The organism is Clostridium sp. CTA-19 (genome assembly GCF_054767855.1).
This window is the reverse complement of record NZ_BAAABH010000001.1, coordinates 213,810-234,638: the sequence shown is the minus strand read 5'-3', so window position 1 is coordinate 234,638 and position 20,829 is coordinate 213,810. Positions and strand designations below refer to the sequence as shown.

Annotated in this window: 18 protein-coding genes; all 18 read right to left on the bottom strand. The window is 28.0% G+C overall.

The window, feature by feature from the left end; all coding sequences use genetic code 11:
* Window positions 1-61: 61 nt before the first annotated feature.
* Window positions 62-2,971, bottom strand: a complete 2,910-nt coding sequence (locus ACYUE0_RS01095; RefSeq protein ID WP_460269185.1) for a penicillin-binding transpeptidase domain-containing protein — start codon at window positions 2,969-2,971, stop codon at window positions 62-64.
* A 358-nt stretch (window positions 2,972-3,329) separates the two neighbouring features.
* Window positions 3,330-6,206 carry a penicillin-binding transpeptidase domain-containing protein gene (locus tag ACYUE0_RS01090; protein ID WP_460269184.1) on the bottom strand — a complete coding sequence of 959 codons (2,877 nt, stop codon included), beginning with the start codon at window positions 6,204-6,206 and terminating at the stop codon, window positions 3,330-3,332.
* A 12-nt stretch (window positions 6,207-6,218) separates the two neighbouring features.
* Window positions 6,219-6,710: a rod shape-determining protein MreD gene (gene mreD / locus ACYUE0_RS01085; protein ID WP_460269183.1), complete on the bottom strand. Its 492-nt coding sequence runs from the start codon at window positions 6,708-6,710 to the stop codon at window positions 6,219-6,221.
* 11 nt (window positions 6,711-6,721) lie between these two features.
* A complete protein-coding gene (gene mreC, locus ACYUE0_RS01080; protein ID WP_460269181.1) occupies window positions 6,722-7,567 on the bottom strand; it encodes a rod shape-determining protein MreC in 846 nt (281 codons plus the stop codon).
* A 3-nt stretch (window positions 7,568-7,570) separates the two neighbouring features.
* Window positions 7,571-8,581, bottom strand: coding sequence for a rod shape-determining protein (locus ACYUE0_RS01075; RefSeq protein WP_061995088.1), 1,011 nt, complete (start codon window positions 8,579-8,581; stop codon window positions 7,571-7,573).
* A gap of 22 nt (window positions 8,582-8,603) precedes the next feature.
* Entirely contained in the window at window positions 8,604-9,269 is a 666-nt protein-coding gene (radC, locus tag ACYUE0_RS01070) for a RadC family protein (protein ID WP_460269192.1), read from the bottom strand.
* Between the two features lie 45 nt (window positions 9,270-9,314).
* Window positions 9,315-9,890, bottom strand: a complete 576-nt coding sequence (locus ACYUE0_RS01065; protein ID WP_460269180.1) for a Maf-like protein — start codon at window positions 9,888-9,890, stop codon at window positions 9,315-9,317.
* Window positions 9,891-9,902: 12 nt separating this feature from the next.
* On the bottom strand, window positions 9,903-10,163 hold the full coding sequence (locus ACYUE0_RS01060; protein WP_010292695.1) for a DUF4321 domain-containing protein: 261 nt from the start codon (window positions 10,161-10,163) through the stop codon (window positions 9,903-9,905).
* A 492-nt stretch (window positions 10,164-10,655) separates the two neighbouring features.
* Window positions 10,656-11,363: an SPOR domain-containing protein gene (locus tag ACYUE0_RS01055; protein ID WP_061995010.1), complete on the bottom strand. Its 708-nt coding sequence runs from the start codon at window positions 11,361-11,363 to the stop codon at window positions 10,656-10,658.
* A gap of 101 nt (window positions 11,364-11,464) precedes the next feature.
* Window positions 11,465-12,061, bottom strand: coding sequence for a C40 family peptidase (locus ACYUE0_RS01050; protein ID WP_460269179.1), 597 nt, complete (start codon window positions 12,059-12,061; stop codon window positions 11,465-11,467).
* 426 nt (window positions 12,062-12,487) lie between these two features.
* The gene (locus tag ACYUE0_RS01045; RefSeq protein ID WP_460269177.1) at window positions 12,488-12,874 is read right to left on the bottom strand and encodes a hypothetical protein; all 387 of its coding nucleotides are present in this window, start codon (window positions 12,872-12,874) and stop codon (window positions 12,488-12,490) included.
* Between the two features lie 631 nt (window positions 12,875-13,505).
* On the bottom strand, window positions 13,506-14,492 hold the full coding sequence (locus tag ACYUE0_RS01040) for a tyrosine-type recombinase/integrase (protein WP_460269176.1): 987 nt from the start codon (window positions 14,490-14,492) through the stop codon (window positions 13,506-13,508).
* A 72-nt stretch (window positions 14,493-14,564) separates the two neighbouring features.
* Window positions 14,565-14,822, bottom strand: coding sequence for an HPr family phosphocarrier protein (locus ACYUE0_RS01035; protein ID WP_061995014.1), 258 nt, complete (start codon window positions 14,820-14,822; stop codon window positions 14,565-14,567).
* 16 nt (window positions 14,823-14,838) lie between these two features.
* A complete protein-coding gene (locus tag ACYUE0_RS01030) occupies window positions 14,839-16,032 on the bottom strand; it encodes a pyridoxal phosphate-dependent aminotransferase (protein ID WP_061995015.1) in 1,194 nt (397 codons plus the stop codon).
* A gap of 395 nt (window positions 16,033-16,427) precedes the next feature.
* A complete protein-coding gene (locus ACYUE0_RS01025; protein ID WP_010292705.1) occupies window positions 16,428-16,688 on the bottom strand; it encodes a stage V sporulation protein S in 261 nt (86 codons plus the stop codon).
* 138 nt (window positions 16,689-16,826) lie between these two features.
* Complete coding sequence (gene rny / locus ACYUE0_RS01020; protein WP_061995016.1) at window positions 16,827-18,365, bottom strand: ribonuclease Y; 1,539 nt, start codon at window positions 18,363-18,365, stop codon at window positions 16,827-16,829.
* A 609-nt stretch (window positions 18,366-18,974) separates the two neighbouring features.
* A complete protein-coding gene (recA, locus tag ACYUE0_RS01015) occupies window positions 18,975-20,027 on the bottom strand; it encodes a recombinase RecA (protein WP_061995017.1) in 1,053 nt (350 codons plus the stop codon).
* Between the two features lie 257 nt (window positions 20,028-20,284).
* A complete protein-coding gene (gene pgsA / locus ACYUE0_RS01010) occupies window positions 20,285-20,827 on the bottom strand; it encodes a CDP-diacylglycerol--glycerol-3-phosphate 3-phosphatidyltransferase (RefSeq protein ID WP_061995018.1) in 543 nt (180 codons plus the stop codon).
* Window positions 20,828-20,829 lie beyond the last annotated feature (2 nt).

Below are 20,829 nucleotides of genomic sequence, written 5' to 3'. Positions count from 1 at the left end.
TTTAATAAAATATAAGTTGTTATATACAAAAGACACCATAAATTTATGGTGTCTTTCTATTTTATTCTTCTTTATTATCATTACCATCTGTATTCTCTTTGTTAAGGTTATCATTAGTATTTTCATTTGTTTGATTTTTAGAGCTATTCCCTCTAGAATCTGGATACTTAAATTCATACCCTGGATTTGTTGATAATATTTCATCTCTAAAATACTGCTCATAAACTGCTCTTGCAACATAACCTACATTTCCACCATGTCCCCCGTCAAAAACAACAATACAAGATACTATTTGCGGGTCATCTAGTGGAACAAATCCTAAGAATGTTGCATATGAGGTTCTTCCTAGAGAATCCTGTTTATTTTGGTTAAATGTTGATGAACCAGACTTAGCTCCAGTTGATATTGGAAAACCATGAAATGCAGTTGCAGCAGTACCCTCATCATTAAATACAGCACGTTGCAACCCTTCTTTTATAGCATTAACATATTCCTCAGTTAAATCTATATGTTCTAGTAGTTTGGGCTCTATTTCAGTTTTCTCTCCTGTTACTGGATCTATTATACTATCTACTAAATGCATTTCATATCTATTTCCACCATTAACTAAAGTTGCCATATAATTTGCTAATTGAAGTGGAGTAAAATAATTCATACCTTGACCAATAGATGCATCATAAGCATTTGCCCCTGATATTCTATTGGATATAGCATCTCCTATAGAATAGTTTATTGCTATAGCCATATTTTCTATATCCTTATCAGAATATTTTTTAGCTTTTAGCTCATCACTTGATTCTATTAACTCCTTTAATAAATTTTGCATATTTGGTAATATATCTTCTTCTTTTGCCTTTTTCTCTTTTTTCATCTCTTCTTTTATAGCATCTACCAAAATAGTTTTCTTTTCATTTATTTTTTTAATTGCTTCTTTTTCTTTATCAGTACCTGTTTCATTCTTTCTAGTAATGTCAATATCCTTATAATGAGGTTGAGTATTTATTGAATTAGTACCTGTTTGTAGATAATTGACTGCGTGATTAATATACTCATCTGCAAATTTATTTTTGCTTGATTCATAATTATATACTTGACCAAAATTTTCTGCTATTTCTATACCAGTTGAAAGTTTTGTATTTGAGCCTGGCTCAACACCTAGTCCAAACTTCCAAGCATATTTTGCTAAATAATTAAGTCCACTTGAATTTTCCCCACCTTTTGCAAAAAGCCTATCTGCAACATCATAGAAAAAGTAGTTACAAGACACTTCTAATGCCTTCCTTACATCTGTATCCCCATGTGAACCATGTTGGGTATTATAAATCCAACAAGCACCAGGATAATCAGAATATCTTTTATTATATTTACCATCATCATATACAGATGTGTACGGAGTTATTACATCTTCCTCTAAGCCTGCAATAGCTGTAAGTGGTTTAAATATAGAACCTGGTGGTATTAATGTAAATGTTGCATAATTATAAAATGGTTTTGGAAATATATCATAACTATCTTCTCTTATTTTAGTGTTACCTTCAATAGAATCATTTAATGGAAACATTTTATTTAACATAGTATTAACTTTATCTTCATAACTCATTGTAGCAACTTGTTCTTCAGTTAATACTCCTGGTATTGATGTAAGACCTCTACTTTCAATATACTCTTTTCCCATTTTTTCTAAATTAGGATTAAAGTATTTTTCTGAATCCTCTGCACTAAGTGATCCTCCTATAAACATATTAGGATCATATCCAGGTCTACTAGCTAATGCTAATATTTTCCCTGTTTTAACATCCATAAAAACAGCTGCGCCTCTAGTAGCATTAGTACTATCAACATCATTTACTCTACCTTTACTCTGTAAATCTGCCATAGTATCATCTAAAGCCTTTTCTGCTATTTTTTGTAAACCTTTATCAATAGTAAGTTGGATATTTTTACCTGGGTAAGCTTCTACTTCCCCCAATGTCTTTACTTTTCTACCTTGTTTATTAACTTCAATACTTTCCTGACCTTTAGTTCCTTTTAATATATCTTCAAAGCTTGACTCAATTCCTGCTTTACCAACGCTATCGCTACTTACATCACAACCTTTTTCTTCATATTTCTCTTGTTGCCATGAATCTATCTTAGATGTGTACCCTAAAAATGCTGAACCTAAATCACCATTTGGATAATATCTCATCGGTTGAGTTTCTACACTTACTCCAGGTAAATCTGATTGCAGTTGTTCAAAAATAAATGCAACTTCCTTTGATAAGTTGTTTGCAATAGCCACAGGTTTATATCCTGAATAACTTTGCATTTTAACAGCATCTAAAACAACTAATAATCTTCTTTTTTCCTCTAATGTATACTCATCTTTATCTAATAAATCATATTCTTTTAACAATTCATTTAAACACTCTTCTGCAGACACATTTAATAATTCTTCATCTACATTTTTAAGCTGCTCTTCAGTAAGATCTTTTTCATCTTTTCCTGGGTAAAGTTTTTTTATTGCTATACTTTGAATTCCTCTATCCTTTTTAAATCTTAATTCCATCCAACTTCTATTTGCATCATCTGTAGCTTTAAAATTAAATCGCACTTTCGGCTCTTTAGATGAATCTATAGCTATTGCAAATTCATCTACCATAGCAACACCTTTTTCATCTAATTTTTTAAAGACTTTATCCATAGTAGTTAAAAAACTTTCCTTACTTTCCGTTGTTTCTGTAAACATCAGTGTATAGCTTTGAATGCTAGTTGCAAATACTTCTCCATTTTTATCTAAAATTTTACCTCTAGGTGCTGCTTTAGATACATTTTTATAGTTTTTTTGTGTTGATTTTTTTTTAAATTCTTCACTCATTATAACTTGCAGGTAAAAAAGCCTGGAAATTATAGCTGAAAATATTATTCCCATTGCAATAAAAAACACCGTATATCTTGAAAATTTTTTATCTGTTTTTCTGTTTCTAATCATAATATTCCTTTCTCAAAGTCATCTTCTTTTTATAAATTTTTCTTCAAATATTTTTTTATTAAATAAGTTAATTACAACTTCAAAATTTCTAATCGTAATAATATCTATTTCCTTTTCTATAGTATTACATTCCTACACTACTATTTTCCATATTATCCTATTTGATATATTTCAACACATTTAGTTAAATTCCTTTTTTTATCTAAAAAAAATTTCTATATTTTAGTAAATACAGAATTTTTTCGATTAAAAATTTAATTTTAAAAAACATTTTTATAAAATATAAATAGAAACAAAATAAAAAACACCATGAAATCATGATGTTTTTTATTTTATTTTTATTTATTAGTATTACATTCTATTTATTAAGATTTTCAGTAGTTTTTTCATTTGTTGCATCTTTAGAATTTTTTTCTCTAGGATCTGGGTACTTAAATTCATATCCTGGATTTTTTGCTAATATTTCATCTCTAAAATATTGCTCATAAACGGCTCTCGCAACTGGACCTGCATATCCTCCATGTCCACCATCAAAAATAACAATACAAGATATTATTTGTGGATCATCTACTGGCGCAAATCCTAGGAATGTTGCATATGAAGTTCTACCTAGCGAATCCTGTTTTTCCTCATTAAATGTTGATGAACCAGACTTAGCACCATGTTCTATTGGGAATCCACTAAATGCAGTTGAAGCAGTACCTTCATCATTAGAAGCACCACGTCGTAAACCCTCTTTTATGGCATTAACATATTCTTCATCTAAATCTATATGTTCTAAAAGTTTTGGTTCTATTTCAGTTTTATCTCCTGTTACAGGATCTATTATACTGTCCACTAAATGCATTTCATATCTATTTCCACCATTAACTAAAGTTGCCATATAATTTGCTAATTGAAGTGGAGTAAAATAATTCATACCTTGACCTATAGATGCATCATAAGCGTTAGCAGCAGATATTCTATTGGATATAGCATCTGCTATAGAGTAATTTATTGCTATAGCCATATTCTCTATATCTTTATCTGAATATTTTTTAGCCTTTAACTCATCACTTGATTCAATTAAATCCTTTAATAGATTTTGCATCTTTGGTAATATTTCTTCTTCCTTAGCTTTTGCCTCTTTTTTCATCTCTTCTTTTATAGCATCTATCAAAGCAGTTTTCTTTTCATTTACTTTTTTAATTGCCTCTTTTTCTTTATTACTACCTTTTTCATCTTTTTTAGTAATATCAATTCCCTTATAATGAGGTGTAGTATTTATTGAATCAGTACCTGTCTGCATAAAATTAACTAACTGATTTACATAATCATTTGCAAACTTACTTTTACTTGATTCATAATTATATACTTGACCAAAATTTTCTGCTATCTCTATACCTGTTGAAGGTTTTGTATTTGAGCCTGGTTCAACACCTAACCCAAATTTCCAAGCATATTTTGCTAAGTAATCAAGTCCACTTGAACTTTCTCCACCTTTTGCAAAAAGTCTATCTGCAACATCATAGAAAAAATAGTTACAAGATACTTCTAATGCTTTTCTTATATCTATAGCTCCATGTGATCCACCTGCTGTATTATAAATCCAACAAGCTCCATGATAATCAGAGTATCTTTTATTATATTCACCATCATCATATATAAGTGTATCTGGTGTTATTACACCTTCCTCTAAACCTGCAATAGATGTAAGTGGTTTAAATATAGAACCTGGTGGTATTAATGTAAATGTTGCATAGTTATAAAATGGTTTTGGGAATATATCATAAATATCCTCTCTTACTGTTGTATTACCTTCAATAGAATTATTTAACGGAAACATTCTATTTAACATAATATTAACCTTATCTTCATAACTTTTTGTAGCAACTTCTTCTTGAGTTAATACTCCTGGTATTGATGTAAGACCTCTACTTTCAATATACTCTTTTCCCATTTTTTCTAAGTTAGGATTAAAGTATTTTTCTGAATCCTCTGCACTAAGTGATCCTTCTGTAAATATATTAGGATCATATCCTGGTCTACTAGCTAGTGCTAATATTTTTCCTGTTTTAGCATCCATGAAAACAGCTGCACCTCTAGTAGCATTAGTACTGTCAACGTCAGCTACTCTACCTTGTTTTTGTAAATTAGCCATAGTATCATCTAAAGCTTTTTCTGCTATTTCTTGTAAATTTTTATCAATGGTAAGTTGAAGAGTTTTACCTGGGTAAGCTTCAACTTCACCTAACGTCTTTACTTTTCTACCTTGTTTATTAACTTCAATACTTTCCTGACCTTTAGTTCCTTTTAATATATCTTCAAAGCTTGACTCAAGCCCTGCTTTACCAACACTATCGCTACTTACATCGTAACCTTTTTCTTCATAGTTCTCCTGTTGCCATGAATCTATCTTAGATGTATATCCTAAAAACGCTGAACCTAAATCACCATTTGGATAATATCTCATCGGTTGAGTTTCTACACTTATTCCTGGTAAATCCGGTTGTAGCTGTTCAAATAGAAATGCAACTTCCTTTGATAAGTTGTTTGCAATAACTACAGGTTTATAACCAGAGTAACTTTGCATTTTCACAGCATCTAAAACAACTAATAATCTTCTTTTTTCCTCTAATGTATATTCATCTTTATCTAATAAATCATATTCTTTTAATAATTCGTTTAGACAATCTTCCGCAGATACTTTTAATAATTCTTCATCTACTTTTTTAAGCTGTTCTTCAGTAAGGTCCTTTTCATCTTTTCCTGGGTAAAGTTTTTTTATTGCTATACTTTGAATTCCCCTATCTTTTTTGAATCTTAACTCCATCCAACGCCTATTTGCATCATCTGTAGCTTTAAAATTAAACCGAACTTTCGGATCTTTAGATGAATCTATAGCTATTGCAAATTCATCTACCATCGCAACACCTTTTTCATCTAATTTTTTAAAGACTTTATCCATAGTAGTTAAAAAACTTTCCTTACTTTCCGTTGTCTCTGTAAACATCAGTGTATAGCTTTGAATACTAGTTGCAAACACTTCTCCATTTTTATCTAAAATATCACCTCTAGGTGCTACTTTAGATACATTTTTATAGTTTTTTTCTGTCGATTGCTTTTTAAATTCTTCACCCATTACAACTTGCAAATACAAAAGTCTGGAAATTATACCTGAAAATATTATTCCCATTGCAATAAAAAACATCGTATATCTTGAAAATTTTTTATCTGTTTTTTTGTTTTTTACCATAATATCACGTTCCTAAAATCTCCATTCTTTCTTTATAAATTTTGTTTCTGAAAGTTTGTAAACATATCTATATAATATAATCGATAAAACCATATTATATAAACTAGTATATAATATATTTTCCGTATTTATTTTTATATTCATTAAATATAATACTATTAGTATTATTATACCTTTCAAAATACTAAGGAATAATGTAGAAACTATCGGTACAAATGATTTTTCTTTAAAAATACTTTTTCCTACTACTGCTGCTATATAACAAATTATCATATTTGTTAGCATATTGACCCCTATTCCATTAAAAAAGTATAGATCTTGAATTGCACCTGAGAATATTCCTAATAGTATAGCTTCCTTTTCCCCATTTATAATTGAATAGGATATAATAAAGATTAATACTAAACTTGGATACACAGACTTTATAGCAAAAAATGTTACTAATGTATTATCCAGTATGGTTAGTAATAATGTTATTCCTATTAGTGTTAATATTTTCTTCATATTATCACCTACTACTTGTTTTTATCACTATTTTCTTTGTCAACCACTATAAGAACTTGTTCTAATGTATTAAAATCAACGCTTGGCTTTATTACTGCACTTTTCATAACAGCTGCCTTATCTTCTTTTACATCTAAAACTTTTCCTATTTCTATGCCTTTAGGATAAATAGCACCTAATCCAGATGTTACTATTGTATCACCTACTTTTATTCCTGAATCAATAGATAACCCTGTTATTTCAGCTAAAAACTTATCCTCATTTCCTTTATATCCCTTTACTATACCATCACTCTCTTTTGTTGATAATACATATCCTGCTACTGCTATATTTTCATTACATAATGTTTGAATTGTAGCTCGATTATTTCCAACACTTGTAACTTGACCTACCAATCCAACAGAAGTAACTGCAATCATTCCTTTTTCTATTCCATCTTTGCTACCTCTATTAATAGTAAATCCATCTAAAAAATTTTGTCCACTTAACCCTACTATATCAGCACCTATATATTCATAGTCTGATTTTGTATCTTTAAATTTTAAATTTTCCCTCAATCTAGCATTTTCTTCTGTTAGCATTGTATTTTCATTTTTTAACTTATCTAAATTTTTATTGTCTTCTTTTAACTTTTCATTTTCAGATTTTAAATCTTTTATATGAAATATAAAAGAAAATGAATTTTTAACTTTATTACCAATATTATAAACAACACCTTGAACACTATTTAAAGTTGTTCCTACACCATTTTCCACGAAAGACACATGTTTTCTTTGCACAGTATAACCTATAAGAAATAAAAAGCATACTGACAGTATTATTACTAGTACTGCCAGTTTATTTTTTAGTTTATCCAATTTTTAGCCTCTTTTATCCATTATGTCAAGATTATCTAGTGCTTTACCTGCTCCTATAGCAACACAATCTAATGGTATCTCTGCAGCTTTTACAGGCATATGAGTTTCGTGGTTTATTAGTGCATCTAATCCTTTTAGCATCGCACCACCACCTGTTAACATTATACCTTTATCCATTATATCTGCAGCAAGTTCTGGTGGTGTTTTTTCTAGTGTAGTTTTTATTGAATCTATAATTGATGCTACTGGCTCTTTTAAAGCTTCTCTTACTTCACTTTCACTTATTTCTATAACTTTAGGAAGTCCTGAAACTAAATCTCTTCCCTTAATTTCCATATGTTTATCTTCTTCTCCTAGATCAAAAGCTGAACCTAGTTCTATTTTTACTGCTTCTGCAGTACGTTCACCAATCATTAAATTATACTCTTTTTTTATGTAAGCAATTATGGCTTTATCAAGCTCATCACCAGCAACTCTTAAAGATTTACTAGTTACTATTCCACCTAGAGAAATTATTGCAACTTCTGTTGTTCCTCCACCAATATCTACGACCATACTTCCTGTTGGTTCATTTACTGGAAGTCCTGCACCGATTGCAGCTGCCATTGGCTCTTCTAAAAGACACGCAAATCTAGCACCTGCACTTTTAGTTGCTTCTTCTATAGCTCTTTTTTCTACTTCTGTTACTCCTGATGGAAAACATACCACTATTCTAGGGCTTTTAAATCCATTTTTCGCACCAGCTTTTTCTATAAAACTTCTTAACATTTTTTCAGTTACATCAAAATCTGCAATAACACCATCTCTCATTGGTCTTATAGCTACTATATTTCCTGGAGTTCTACCTATCATTTGTTTTGCTTCTTCACCAACTGCTAAAACCTTATTAGTTTTTTTATTTATAGCCACAACTGATGGCTCTCTTAATACTATTCCTTTTCCTTTTACATACACTAGAGTATTAGCCGTTCCTAGGTCTATACCCATATCTCTTGACTTTGAAAAAAATCTCATCATCTTTTTTCTCCTTTCGTTTCTATAAAAATGCTCTTTCTTTTAAGCTAACATATATACCATTTCCTATAATAATATGATCTAAAACTTCAATACCAATTATTTTTCCACATTCTCTTAATCGCATTGTAATGTTTATATCTTCTTTACTTGGATTAGGATCACCTGAAGGATGATTGTGGCATACTATAACTGAAGCACTATTATTCTTTATGGCCTCAACAAACACCTCTCTTGGATGTACAATTGAGCTATTTAAACTTCCTATAGATATATCTTTTACAGACAAAACTATATTTTTAGTATTTAACATTATAAGCTTTAAATATTCCTTTTTCAAATGCTTCATATCTTCCATAACATAATTAGCAGCACTTAGTGGACTTAAAATTCTATACTCTTCACCTGACTTAAATGATTTAAACCTTTTAGAAAGTTCACATAATGCTACAAGTTGTGTAGCTTTAGCTTCACCTATCCCTGATAATTTCATAAAATCATTTATACTAGAATTTAAAAGTCCATTTAACCCCTTACAACTCACAAGTATCCTATTACATAATCTAAGAACATCTTCCTTTTTACTTCCTGTTCTTAATATTATTGCTAAAAGCTCAGAATTGGATAAACATTCACTGCCATATCTTAATAGCTTTTCTCTAGGTCTCTCACCTTTTGGCAAATCCATAATACTTAAATTCTTCAAAAAATCACTTCCCTGAAATAATTGTACTTAAAGATTTACCCCCATCTCATTAATCATTAAATTCAACCTATTTAAAGGCAATCCAACGACATTATAATAACAACCATTGATTTTTTCAATAAAAACAGCTGCTTTTCCTTGTATACCGTAAGCCCCTGATTTATCCATAGGTTCTTTAGTTTGTATATATTCTAATATTTGATCATCAGTTAACTTTGAAAATTTAACTTCTGTACAAACTGCATCTGATAGCATTTCATTTGTTTTTAAATTCAAAACTACTATTCCAGAATAAACCTTATGGGTAGTATCACTAAGACTTTTTAGCATATCAAATGCTTCTTTTTCATCTTTAGGCTTAAGCATCAGATTTTCATTATTAAAAACAATGGTATCACTAGCAATTATTAGTTTCTCACCTTTAACTCTATCTGCAACTTCCAAAGCTTTTCCTTTAGAAATCTTAATAACATAATCCCTGCACTTTCCTTCAAAAGGCACAGTGCTTTCATCAAAATTACTTGGAATTATTTCAAATTTATCAGTAATTAAATTTAAAAGTTCTCGCCTTCTTTGTGATGAGGATGCTAAAATTATATCCATACAAATTCACTCCTAATATTTCCTAAATAATATCATTGCTACTATTATACAAATAATAGACATTAAATTAAGCTTAAATTGTAATCCAAACGTTATACTTATAACCTTAAGATCTAGTAATATAGGTTGTTTCAGCCCTATAAAATAGGATAACCCTAAAATGTCTAAAAAGCTAACACTTTTTGACAAAACTTCCCCAATAAAGCTTCCAGAAATGCAGGCTAATAAAATAACAAAAATATACTCTTTTGCCTTTTTATCTGAACTCTTCAAATTTTAATCCCCCATTTTATTTCTTTATCTTATATAGTTTATCACTTAATAAAATTATTAACAAGTATATAAAACACATAATAATAAAAAATATATTTATTTTTATGTTTGAATTCTTTTTAATTTTTTTTAATAAACTATTAATTTTATGTAAATAATGTAATATTATACAAACATACATTATCATACTAAAAATCTATAACAATAGATTTTTAATATGACTATTTATTTTTAATTTTTAACAGTATATACGTTTTCTAAAAAACACATAAAAAAAGCAAAGACTTTAATGTCCTTGCTTCCTTATTTTTAACTTTATAAATATATATAGTTCCAAGTTGACTTTTAAAATTATCCATTTCAAAACTTGCATACCCAAATAGTGAGACATGCTTCGAATCACTTAGAATTCAACACTGCATCTTGTATGAAAATATTTTAAAGTTATTGAATAAATTTGAATTGGAGCTTGTTTCCCTATATATTTAATACTTATTTACTTTGCTGCTTTTCTTTAAATTTTGATATTTGATTATAAATAAAAGAATTCATCTCTGATGCCTTACTTTTATCCACTTCTTCAGGAAGTTTATTTATATGTTCTTTTAATTCATTCACTTCTTTATATGCATCATGATTTTCATTTATAGGATCTAATTCTGAAACCCATTTTTTAAGTTCTGTGGTTTTTACAGATTTTATTTTCGGATCCATTGCATTGTTTATAATATCTAATTCTGCCTCTATTATTTTTGCTAGCTCAATCATAGATAAATCTTTATAATATATCTTTATTATGTTTTTACTTGTATTTATTCCACTTTTCTCTAAAGTATTTATAACTTTTTCACTTTCATTTATGTTTTTATACATACCATAATATATTTTATATAAATCATTGTCTTCTATGACAAATGGACTTCCTGTTGCTGAAAGCTCTTTTAAAATTTTATCAGCATTATCTTTCACTTTAAATACTCCACACTGCAAAAGTACTATTTCACTTTTTTCTATTTCACTTTCTCTTACATTATTTTTTTCTTTAGATTCTATATTACTTTTATTGTTTCTAATATTAATTCCTTTCACTCCATCTAAAATCAAATAACTAAATAGCACACAAAAGAAAATAATAACTATCAATGGAAACAACTTAGTTCTTTTTCGTTTTGGCCTCACATCATATCTTGTGTATTTCATTTTTATCACCTTCCCTAATTTCTTGTTTATAAATTTATATTTATAAACCTAAGAGAATATGACTTTTAAATGAAAAAGTTAGATTATACTACCTTAATATACTAATCGAATATTCTTCTTGCGCCTACATAAGCATCAGAATAATATTTATTTATTAAACTACCCTTTATAACTCTTCCTGTAGTTTTATCCGCATAAACAAAATTATTGTTTCCAACATATACTCCTGCAATAGATAAATTTTGATTATCTGTTTTTAGAAACACCAAATCTCCATTAACTAATTCATTTTTAGAAACAGCTTTACCAAATTGAATTTGTTTAGAAACACAATGTGGCAAATCTACATTATACTTGCCATAAATATATTTTGTAAATCCTGCTGAGTCAAAAGATTCTGTTCCTTCTGCACCTTCTACATAAGGTCTACCTAATTTTGATAATGAAATATTTACTACTTCATTAGATTCTATAGGTATATTTTTTTCTTCTCCTCTTGACACTCGTTCAATGTTTTCATCACTATTAGAAACCGTTATAACTTTATCTGTAGATATAGTTGTGGCTCTTAGTTTCATGTTTATTTTCTCATTAAATATAGTATATGCATAAGTTATCTTATTACCAAAGGCTACTGCAATTAAAAACACTAGAAAAATACTAATTACACTTTTTCTAATCATTGTTTTTTTAATCATTAAATTTCCTCCTAATTTTTAAATCATCTAAATAACTATTATAAAAATATGAGTTACCTTATTATTGTATATAAGCTATCATATCTTTTTTAACTAATTACTTAAATTAACATTTGTTAGTTTTTAATTTTAATTTGCAAATTACTAAAATAATTTCTTGCAACAAAATTATTTTATATGCAAAATTCACTAACTAATTATCTAATTCTTATAGCTATTATAAATTATTAAAATACCATAAGTCAAATTTTAACCACTAAATTTAAAATGGAATTTTCAAAAAAATAATTAATGACACTTTATATTATATATTTATCTTAATATTCATTATATTTTAAAAAGTATTTTTCTAATAAGCTTACAATAAATATATTCACTATAAATTTTAAGCTCTTCTCAACTATTGAAAAGAGCTTAATTAATTTATTATCTATATAACATAGCTAATTTTACTATTTTTTCAACTATTTTTATGCTTTGTCTGTAAGGTAACCCTGTAGACAATAAACACTTAATTATTTCTGGATTATTCTTTTCTATTCTATTTATAGTCTTATTAATCTTCAAATCATCATACTTCTCCTTTATATACTCAAATTTATGTTCATTTTTAGATTCTATTAAACTATGTTTCACAAACTCATTTTCTTCAATTACAGCAGGCATTGGCGTTAAAAAACCTATGAATTTATTTTTTTCAAAATTGATAAGACCTCTCATACTATAAAGAGCCATAAATTCTTCCATTTCTTCTGATAATCTCATATTGTTTATATTTTGTAATGGAATTAAATCATATTCATCATAATTCATAATTTTACTGTCGCCAACATTTTAACTATATATTTTTTTGGCAACTTTCCCTCCTTTTTGTATTTTAGACCTATAATATATTGTTCAAATTTTCATTTCATAATATATACAATATAACGTATGCTCTATATATTTATTTTATGATAAACTTCCTTTTGTGTAATATATAGGGAAACAAGCTCAAATTTAAATTTATTCAATAACTTTAAAATATTTTCATATAAAATGCACTGTTAAATTATAAATGATTCAGAGCATGCTATTTTGGGTATTTAAGTTTTAGAGCGATCAATTTTAAAAGTTAACTTAAAATCTTATATAGTGAGATGATCTTAAATTACAATTTATTCATTATATTATTTATTCATTATAAAAAATCTTATTCTAAATATATTTTATAAATTCATAGGATTTTAAGTCATTCATTTATGCAATATATTTTTTAATGTTAAATAAAGCACAACTTAAAAATTCCCTTACTTTATGAATTAATTAATTAAAATACTATTTTAAAATAAAAAAAGATTAAAAACGAAGGATTAACTTCGTTTTCAATCTTTTTATTTATAATTTAAAATTCTCCACTTCACTTATAAAGTATATCTAATTTACACCTTCTTAAAGATATTTTTTAAAAAATATCTATTGCATCTCCTGCATTATTTTTAAGTTTATCTATTGAATGTATATACCTATTAGTTGTAGCTATATTTCTATGTCCTGCAAATTCTCTTACTTTTTCTATTGTCACGCCTTTAGTTATTGCTAAAGTTATAGCTGTATGTCTCATAGAGTGAACCTTTATTGCTTTTGTTATATTTGCATTTTTGCATATATTTTTTATTATATAATTTAAACTACTAGGATCTAATTTATTATCTTTTTTACTATTTCTTGAATGACCTAAAAACAAGTAGTCTTCTTTATTACCAACCTTATCTCTTGATGTAATAGATAGGTATTCATAAATAAACTCTAAAACCTGCTTTTGAAGCTTTACCATATCTTGTTTATTACCTTTTCGCTTTACTATAATTACATCATAATTTCCATAAGTACAAATATCTTTTATTTTTATATTTATTATTTCTGATTTTCTCAGCGCTGTCGTAAGTGCTAATCCAATAATAGCTCTATTTCTTATACCAATAACGTTATCTGTTTTTATGCTATTTATTACTTTTTTGCACTCTTCTTCTGTTAAAAACTCCGTTTCTTTATTATTAACTATAGGTTTTTCTTCTTTTAATCCAGAAAAAGGATTATATTTTATAATTTCTACTTCGTTATAATTATCCTTATATTTTAATAACCATTTATAAAGAGCACTTAATGAAGAAATTTTTCTATTTATTGTAGCTGAAGAAAATCCCTTCTCTGTAAGATATAATATATAATTTTGGACATGAAATATATTCACTGATTTAATATGATTTAATGTTATTTCTTCAACATTACTCACATTAAAAAAATCTTTTATATCTCTTTCATAACCTTTTGCCGTATTAACACTTCTATTACCTTTTATATCTAAAAAATTTTTTATAAAATGATTATTATTAACTCCTATATGTTTTAGTATTTCATTTTTTTCATTTGATAATATAATTTCATTCATATTCATCACCTATTTCAATTATAATAAAATATAAGAAAAACTGCTAATAAATCATTAGCAGTTTTTCTTATATTATTCTAAGTTGTTTATCAATTCACAAATATTTTCTAATGCTTTTTCTTCATCACTACCTTTTATCACTATATTAACAGTACTATCCTTATTAATTCCTAAAGATAGAATCCCTATTAAGCTCTTAGCGTTAGCAGCTTTATCATTATATTCAATACTTATTGATGACTTAAATGACGATGCTACTCTAACTAATAACGTAGCTGGTCTAGCATGTAATCCTTGTGAATTTCTAATTTTTAACTCTTTTGATACCACTGGCATCACCTCTTAATTATTGTATGTTTTTTATAAATTTTTCTATTCTGTTTAATCCTTCTTTTATATTTTCTACAGATGTAGCATAAGATAATCTTACAAACTCATCAACTCCAAATGCTATACCTGGAACTAACGCAACTTTTTCTTCCTCTAACAATAATTGTGAGAAAGTTAATGAATCTTTTATTGTTACACCATTAAATTCTTTACCTAAAACTTTACTTATATTAACCATAACATAAAATGCGCCTTCTGGTTTTACACAAGATAAATTATCTATTGAATTAATTCTATCAACCATAAAATCTCTTCTATTTTTAAATTCTTTTATCATATTTTCAACTTCGCCTTGTTCCCCATTTAAAGCTTCAACTGATGCATATTGAGATATTGAACAAGGATTTGATGTTGTATGACTTTGAATATTTGACATTAATTTTGCAATTTTTTCTGGAGCTGCAACATAACCAATTCTCCAACCTGTCATAGCATAAGCTTTGGAAACACCATTAATAACTATTGTTCTATTGTAAGCATCTTCTGAAAGGCTTGCTATTGATATATGACCTTCTGATCCATATAATAATTTTTCATAAATTTCATCTGAAATAATCATTATATCTTTTTCTTTAGCAAACTCTGCTATAGCTAATAATTCCTCTTTTGTATATGCTGTTCCTGTTGGATTATTAGGACTATTTAATATTAAGGCTTTTGTTTTTTCTGTTGTAGCTTTTCTTATTGCATCTACTGTTAATTTAAAGGCATTTGATTCTGAAGTTTCTACAAAAACTGGCTTTCCATCTGCTAGTTGTACTAGTTCAGGATAACTTACCCAATAAGGAACTCCAATTAGTACTTCATCATTAGGATTTAAAATAGCTTGAAATGCATTTGCTAAACATTGTTTAGCTCCTGTAGAAATTACTATTTGAGATGTTTTATAAGTTAAATTATTATCATTTTTAAACTTATTAACTATTGCTTCCTTTAATTCAACTATTCCTGAAGCAGCAGTATATCTAGTCAATCCCTTTTGAATTGCATCAATAGCAGCATTTTGAATATTTTTTGGAGTATTAAAATCTGGTTCTCCTGCTCCAAATCCAATCACATCTATTCCATCTGCTTTCATTTGTTTTGCTTTAGCTGTTATTGCTAAAGTTAAAGATGGTGAAATTTGTAAAGCTTTATTTGATAATTTCATAAATTAAACCCCCATTGCTCAGTATATTTTATGTAAACTTGAATTGATACCTTCATTTTTCCCTCTTATGAAGGATATGCTTCATACAATTTATACTATATCATTTATTATATGAAGTGTAAACAAGTTTATAGCGTATTTTGAACATTTACTAAATAAAGTGACACATTATATATTTATTTGTATATCACTTTAATTTTATATTAAATTATGATTCATTATATATTATGGTTTGTTTTTTATTATTCATTCTATATTTTTTATTTTTTTATAATAAAGTAAATTTAATGCTTAACTTTTTATTATATTTTCTCTATAGTCTTTAAAAAAACAATCCCAAAATAGAATTTAAATACTATTTTGGGATTGTGCCTATATAATTTATTTTCTAATAATTATCTAGGTTGTACAATTAATCTTATAGCAGTTCTTTCTTCTCCATCAATTTCTATATCTGTAAATGCTGGAACACAAACTAAATCTATTCCACTCGGTGCTACAAACCCCCTAGCTATGGCAACCGATTTCACAGCTTGATTAAGAGCACCAGCACCTATAGCTTGTATTTCTGCTGCTCCTTTTTCTCTTAATACCCCTGCTAAAGCTCCTGCTACTGAATTTGGGCTTGATTTTGCTGAAACTTTTAATACTTCCATGATTAACCCTCCTAGTAAATTTAAATTCTGTATAATTAGTTATTCTACAAAAGTTAAAAAAATCCTCTTAAATTTTTGATAAAAATAAATTTTTTCAAAATTTAAGAAGATTATTTTTGTCTATTTTATAAAAATTTACTATTTTGCATACTCTATAGCGCGAGTTTCTCTGATTACATTTACCTTTATTTGACCTGGGTACTCTAATTCTCCCTCTATTCTCTTCACAATATCCCTTGCCACCTCAATAGCACCTGTATCATCAATCTCTTCTGGTTTAATCATAATTCTAACTTCTCTTCCAGCCTGAATGGCATATGACTTTTCTACACCTTCATATGAATTTGCAATTTCTTCAAGCTTTTCTAAACGCTTAATATAAGCTTCTAAAGTTTCTCTTCTAGCTCCTGGTCTTGCCGCTGAAATAGCATCAGCCGCTTGAACTAAAACAGCTTCAAGTGATTGTTGTTCAACATCTCCATGGTGAGCAGCTATAGCATTTACAACTATTGCTGATTCATGATATTTTTTTGCAAGTTCTGATCCTATTAATGCATGCGGACCTTGAACTTCATGATCTACTGCTTTACCGATGTCATGTAATAAACCACATCTTTTTGCAACTGTTGGATCTATTCCTAACTCTGAAGCCATTAGCCCTGCTAAATAAGAAACCTCAATTGAATGTTTTAACACATTCTGACCATAACTTGTTCTGTACTTAAGTCTTCCTAATAGTTTTAACACTTCTATATGTAGACCATGTACACCTGTTTCAAAAGTAGCCTGTTCGCCTTCTTCTCTGATATCATTTTCTACATCCTTCTTAGCCTTTTCAACCATTTCTTCTATTCTAGCAGGATGTATTCTTCCATCAACTATTAATTTTTCTAAAGCTATCTTAGCAACTTCTCTTCTAATCGGATCAAATCCTGAAAGAATCACGGCTTCTGGAGTATCATCTATAATTAAATCTACACCTGTAAGAGTTTCAAGTGCTCTAATATTTCTACCCTCTCTACCAATTATCCTTCCTTTCATTTCATCATTTGGAAGTGAAACAACATGAACAGTAGATTCTGCAACATGGTCTGCTGCACATCTTTGTATAGCATAAGTTATAATTTCTCTAGCTTTTTTATCTGCTTCTTCTTTTGCCTTTTGTTCAACATCTTTAATCATGATTGCTGTTTCATGTCTAATCTCTTTTCTTACTTCCTCAAGCAAAACTTGCTTAGCTTCTTCTGAAGTAAGCTTTGATAATCTTTCTAATTCTTCTCTTTCTTTAGTATACAAATCTTGTATACTCGTTTCTAATGCCTCTACCTCTTGTTGCTTCTTATTAAGGGTATCCTCTTTTTTTTCTAATATTGCATTTTTCTTATCTAATGACTCTTCCCTTTGAATTACCCTTCTTTCAAGTCTTTGTACTTCATTTCTTCTTTCTCTAGACTCTCTTTCAAAATCCGTTCTTAATCTATGGACTTCTTCTTTAGCCTCTAGTATAGATTCTTTTTTTGTAGATTCGGCCTCTTTTTTAGCCTCCTCTATAATTTTTTTAGCATCTTCCTCAGACTTAGCAATATTAGCTTGTGATATATTTTTTCTAGTATAAATAACAACAAAAGTTCCAATTAAAATAATAATTAATAATCCTATTATAAACAATGCAGTCATTGTATATAAACACCTCCTTCTTCATTTTTAGTGCAATCTATTTTACTCCAAAATAAAAGTTAGAAAAGGTGTCATATTTTATTCAATTGGTAGCAATTATATTATGCTAAACCAGTATTTGTATTTATTTTATATTACTTTCTATATAATGTCAAGGTGATTAACATTTGCTAAAGAGTGCATAACACTAACCTTTACAAGGTTTTCATAGTGTCATTTTTATAATTTATTTTATTTTTTTATATTTTAAAATAATCAGGATATTATCTAAATTATAACCAAAATTCAATAGGTATATTCAAAGTCTTATTTTAAATATAATAATAATATTTTTTTTAATCTTGTAGTTTATAAAATACTTAACTGATACCAATTTACACCTTATTCTATGAATATTAACTTTCATTTAGAGACCTTGTATAGTTTTTTTATTGTTATAGCTGTTTTATATAAATAACCCTTAGAAAAACTATTCCTCATTAAGTATATATTATTAATATTAATATAAACAAGTATTTTAAATAAACTCTTTAATTTTTTTTTAATTTAACTAGCTTATATCTTTTTGGCATAAAAAAAAGGGGCTTTAACCCCTTGAATTTAAAAAATTTATTTTTTCACTTCTTTTTCTTCTTTTGAAGCCTTTTTTGATGAATTTGTTGATTCATTGTATAATGGCAAATCATATTTAGCTCTTATCTTATTTTCTATCTCTAACCTTAATTGAGGATTTTCTTTAAAATAGTTTTTAGCATTTTCTCTACCTTGTCCTAGTCTTACATCACCATAAGAGAACCATGCACCACTCTTTTGAACTATTTCTTCTTTAACGCCTATATCTAAAACATCACCCTCTTTAGATATACCTTCTCCATACATTATATCAAACTCTGCTTGTTTAAACGGAGGCGCCACCTTATTTTTAGTTATTTTTACTCTTGTCCTATTACCTAAAAATTCATCACCTTGTTTTATACTATCTATTCTTCTAACATCTAATCTCACAGATGCATAGAATTTTAACGCTCTTCCTCCAGGAGTTGTTTCTGGATTACCAAACATTATTCCAACTTTTTCTCTTAGCTGATTTATGAATACTGCTACACATTTAGATTTATTTATAGAACCTGCTAGCTTTCTTAATGCTTGTGACATAAGTCTCGCTTGAAGTCCCACATGTGCATCACCCATTTCACCTTCTATTTCAGCCTTAGGCACTAATGCTGCAACAGAATCTACTACTACTATATCTACTGCGCCTGAACGCACTAATGCTTCTGTTATTTCTAATCCTTGCTCTCCAGTATCTGGCTGAGATACAATTAAATTATCAATATCTACACCTAATGCTTTTGCATAAACAGGATCTAAAGCGTGTTCTGCATCTATAAATGCAGCAACTCCACCAGCTTTCTGAGCTTCCGCAACAATATGTAAAGCTACTGTTGTTTTACCTGATGACTCTGGTCCAAAGATTTCCATAATTCTTCCTCTTGGAACACCACCTATTCCAAGTCCTATATCAAGTCCTAAACAACCAGTTGAAATAGCATCTATCTCTAACACACTATTTTCTCCTAATTTCATTACAGAACCTTTTCCAAATTGCTTCTCTATTTGAGTCATAGCCGACTCTAAAGCCTTAAGCTTTTCACTATTCATATCGCGCCACCCTTTCTAATAAAAATCTAATATATAAACTTAATATATCATACTAGCAATATTTTTTTACTTAGTTAAACAAGTATACATTTTAAAATAAATGTTGTCAATTTATTTTATCATATTATTATTATACTTAACATTATATATTTTTTTAATCATTTTTTTAACTATATTTAACATAGTATTAAATAAAAAAACTAGTTAAAAACTAGCTTTTTTATCTGCAGTAAAATCATTTTCAAACTAAATCTGTTTTACTTCTCTGTATTTATGATATTTTTATTTTTTACGAAATAATCAATTCCTGAAATTAAAGTTATAATCACAGATAAAATCATAAACACTTTAGTTACAGCAATCAATATATTATTTGGAAAATTTAATGTTACTAAAGCTAATATTATAAAAGTCATTTGTACAACTGTTTTCCATTTACCCCATTGACTAGCAGCAATAACTACTCCTTCTGAAGCAGCAACTGTTCTTAATCCAGAAACAGCAAATTCTCTAGCAATTATTACCATAACCATCCATGCTGGCATAATTCCTAATTCCACTAAAACTACAAGTGCAGATGTAACTAAAAGTTTATCTGCTAAAGGATCCATAAACTTTCCAAAATTAGTTATTTGATTTCTACTTCTTGCTATATATCCATCTAACTTATCTGTTATCGATGCAACTATAAATATTATAGTTGCAATAAATATGCCTATTTTAGTATTAAAAGCCATGAAAAATAAAAAAAATGGCACTAAAATCATTCTTATTATTGTAAGCTTGTTTGCAAGATTCATAA

What these genes read in the sequence shown, in the direction of transcription:
- ACYUE0_RS01090 (WP_460269184.1), bottom strand. Translation starts at nt 6,206, where the DNA reads ATGGTAAAAAACAAAAAAACAGATAAAAAATTTTCAAGATATACGATG.
- ACYUE0_RS01075 (WP_061995088.1), bottom strand. Translation starts at nt 8,581, where the DNA reads ATGAGATTTTTTTCAAAGTCAAGAGATATGGGTATAGACCTAGGAACG.
- ACYUE0_RS01095 (WP_460269185.1), bottom strand. Translation starts at nt 2,971, where the DNA reads ATGATTAGAAACAGAAAAACAGATAAAAAATTTTCAAGATATACGGTG.
- mreD (WP_460269183.1), bottom strand. Translation starts at nt 6,710, where the DNA reads ATGAAGAAAATATTAACACTAATAGGAATAACATTATTACTAACCATA.
- ACYUE0_RS01025 (WP_010292705.1), bottom strand. Translation starts at nt 16,688, where the DNA reads ATGGAAGTATTAAAAGTTTCAGCAAAATCAAGCCCAAATTCAGTAGCA.
- ACYUE0_RS01055 (WP_061995010.1), bottom strand. Translation starts at nt 11,363, where the DNA reads ATGAAATACACAAGATATGATGTGAGGCCAAAACGAAAAAGAACTAAG.
- ACYUE0_RS01045 (WP_460269177.1), bottom strand. Translation starts at nt 12,874, where the DNA reads ATGAATTATGATGAATATGATTTAATTCCATTACAAAATATAAACAAT.
- recA (WP_061995017.1), bottom strand. Translation starts at nt 20,027, where the DNA reads ATGAATAGTGAAAAGCTTAAGGCTTTAGAGTCGGCTATGACTCAAATA.
- ACYUE0_RS01030 (WP_061995015.1), bottom strand. Translation starts at nt 16,032, where the DNA reads ATGAAATTATCAAATAAAGCTTTACAAATTTCACCATCTTTAACTTTA.
- ACYUE0_RS01050 (WP_460269179.1), bottom strand. Translation starts at nt 12,061, where the DNA reads ATGATTAAAAAAACAATGATTAGAAAAAGTGTAATTAGTATTTTTCTA.
- ACYUE0_RS01065 (WP_460269180.1), bottom strand. Translation starts at nt 9,890, where the DNA reads ATGGATATAATTTTAGCATCCTCATCACAAAGAAGGCGAGAACTTTTA.
- ACYUE0_RS01040 (WP_460269176.1), bottom strand. Translation starts at nt 14,492, where the DNA reads ATGAATGAAATTATATTATCAAATGAAAAAAATGAAATACTAAAACAT.
- pgsA (WP_061995018.1), bottom strand. Translation starts at nt 20,827, where the DNA reads ATGAATCTTGCAAACAAGCTTACAATAATAAGAATGATTTTAGTGCCA.
- radC (WP_460269192.1), bottom strand. Translation starts at nt 9,269, where the DNA reads ATGGATTTGCCAAAAGGTGAGAGACCTAGAGAAAAGCTATTAAGATAT.
- rny (WP_061995016.1), bottom strand. Translation starts at nt 18,365, where the DNA reads ATGACTGCATTGTTTATAATAGGATTATTAATTATTATTTTAATTGGA.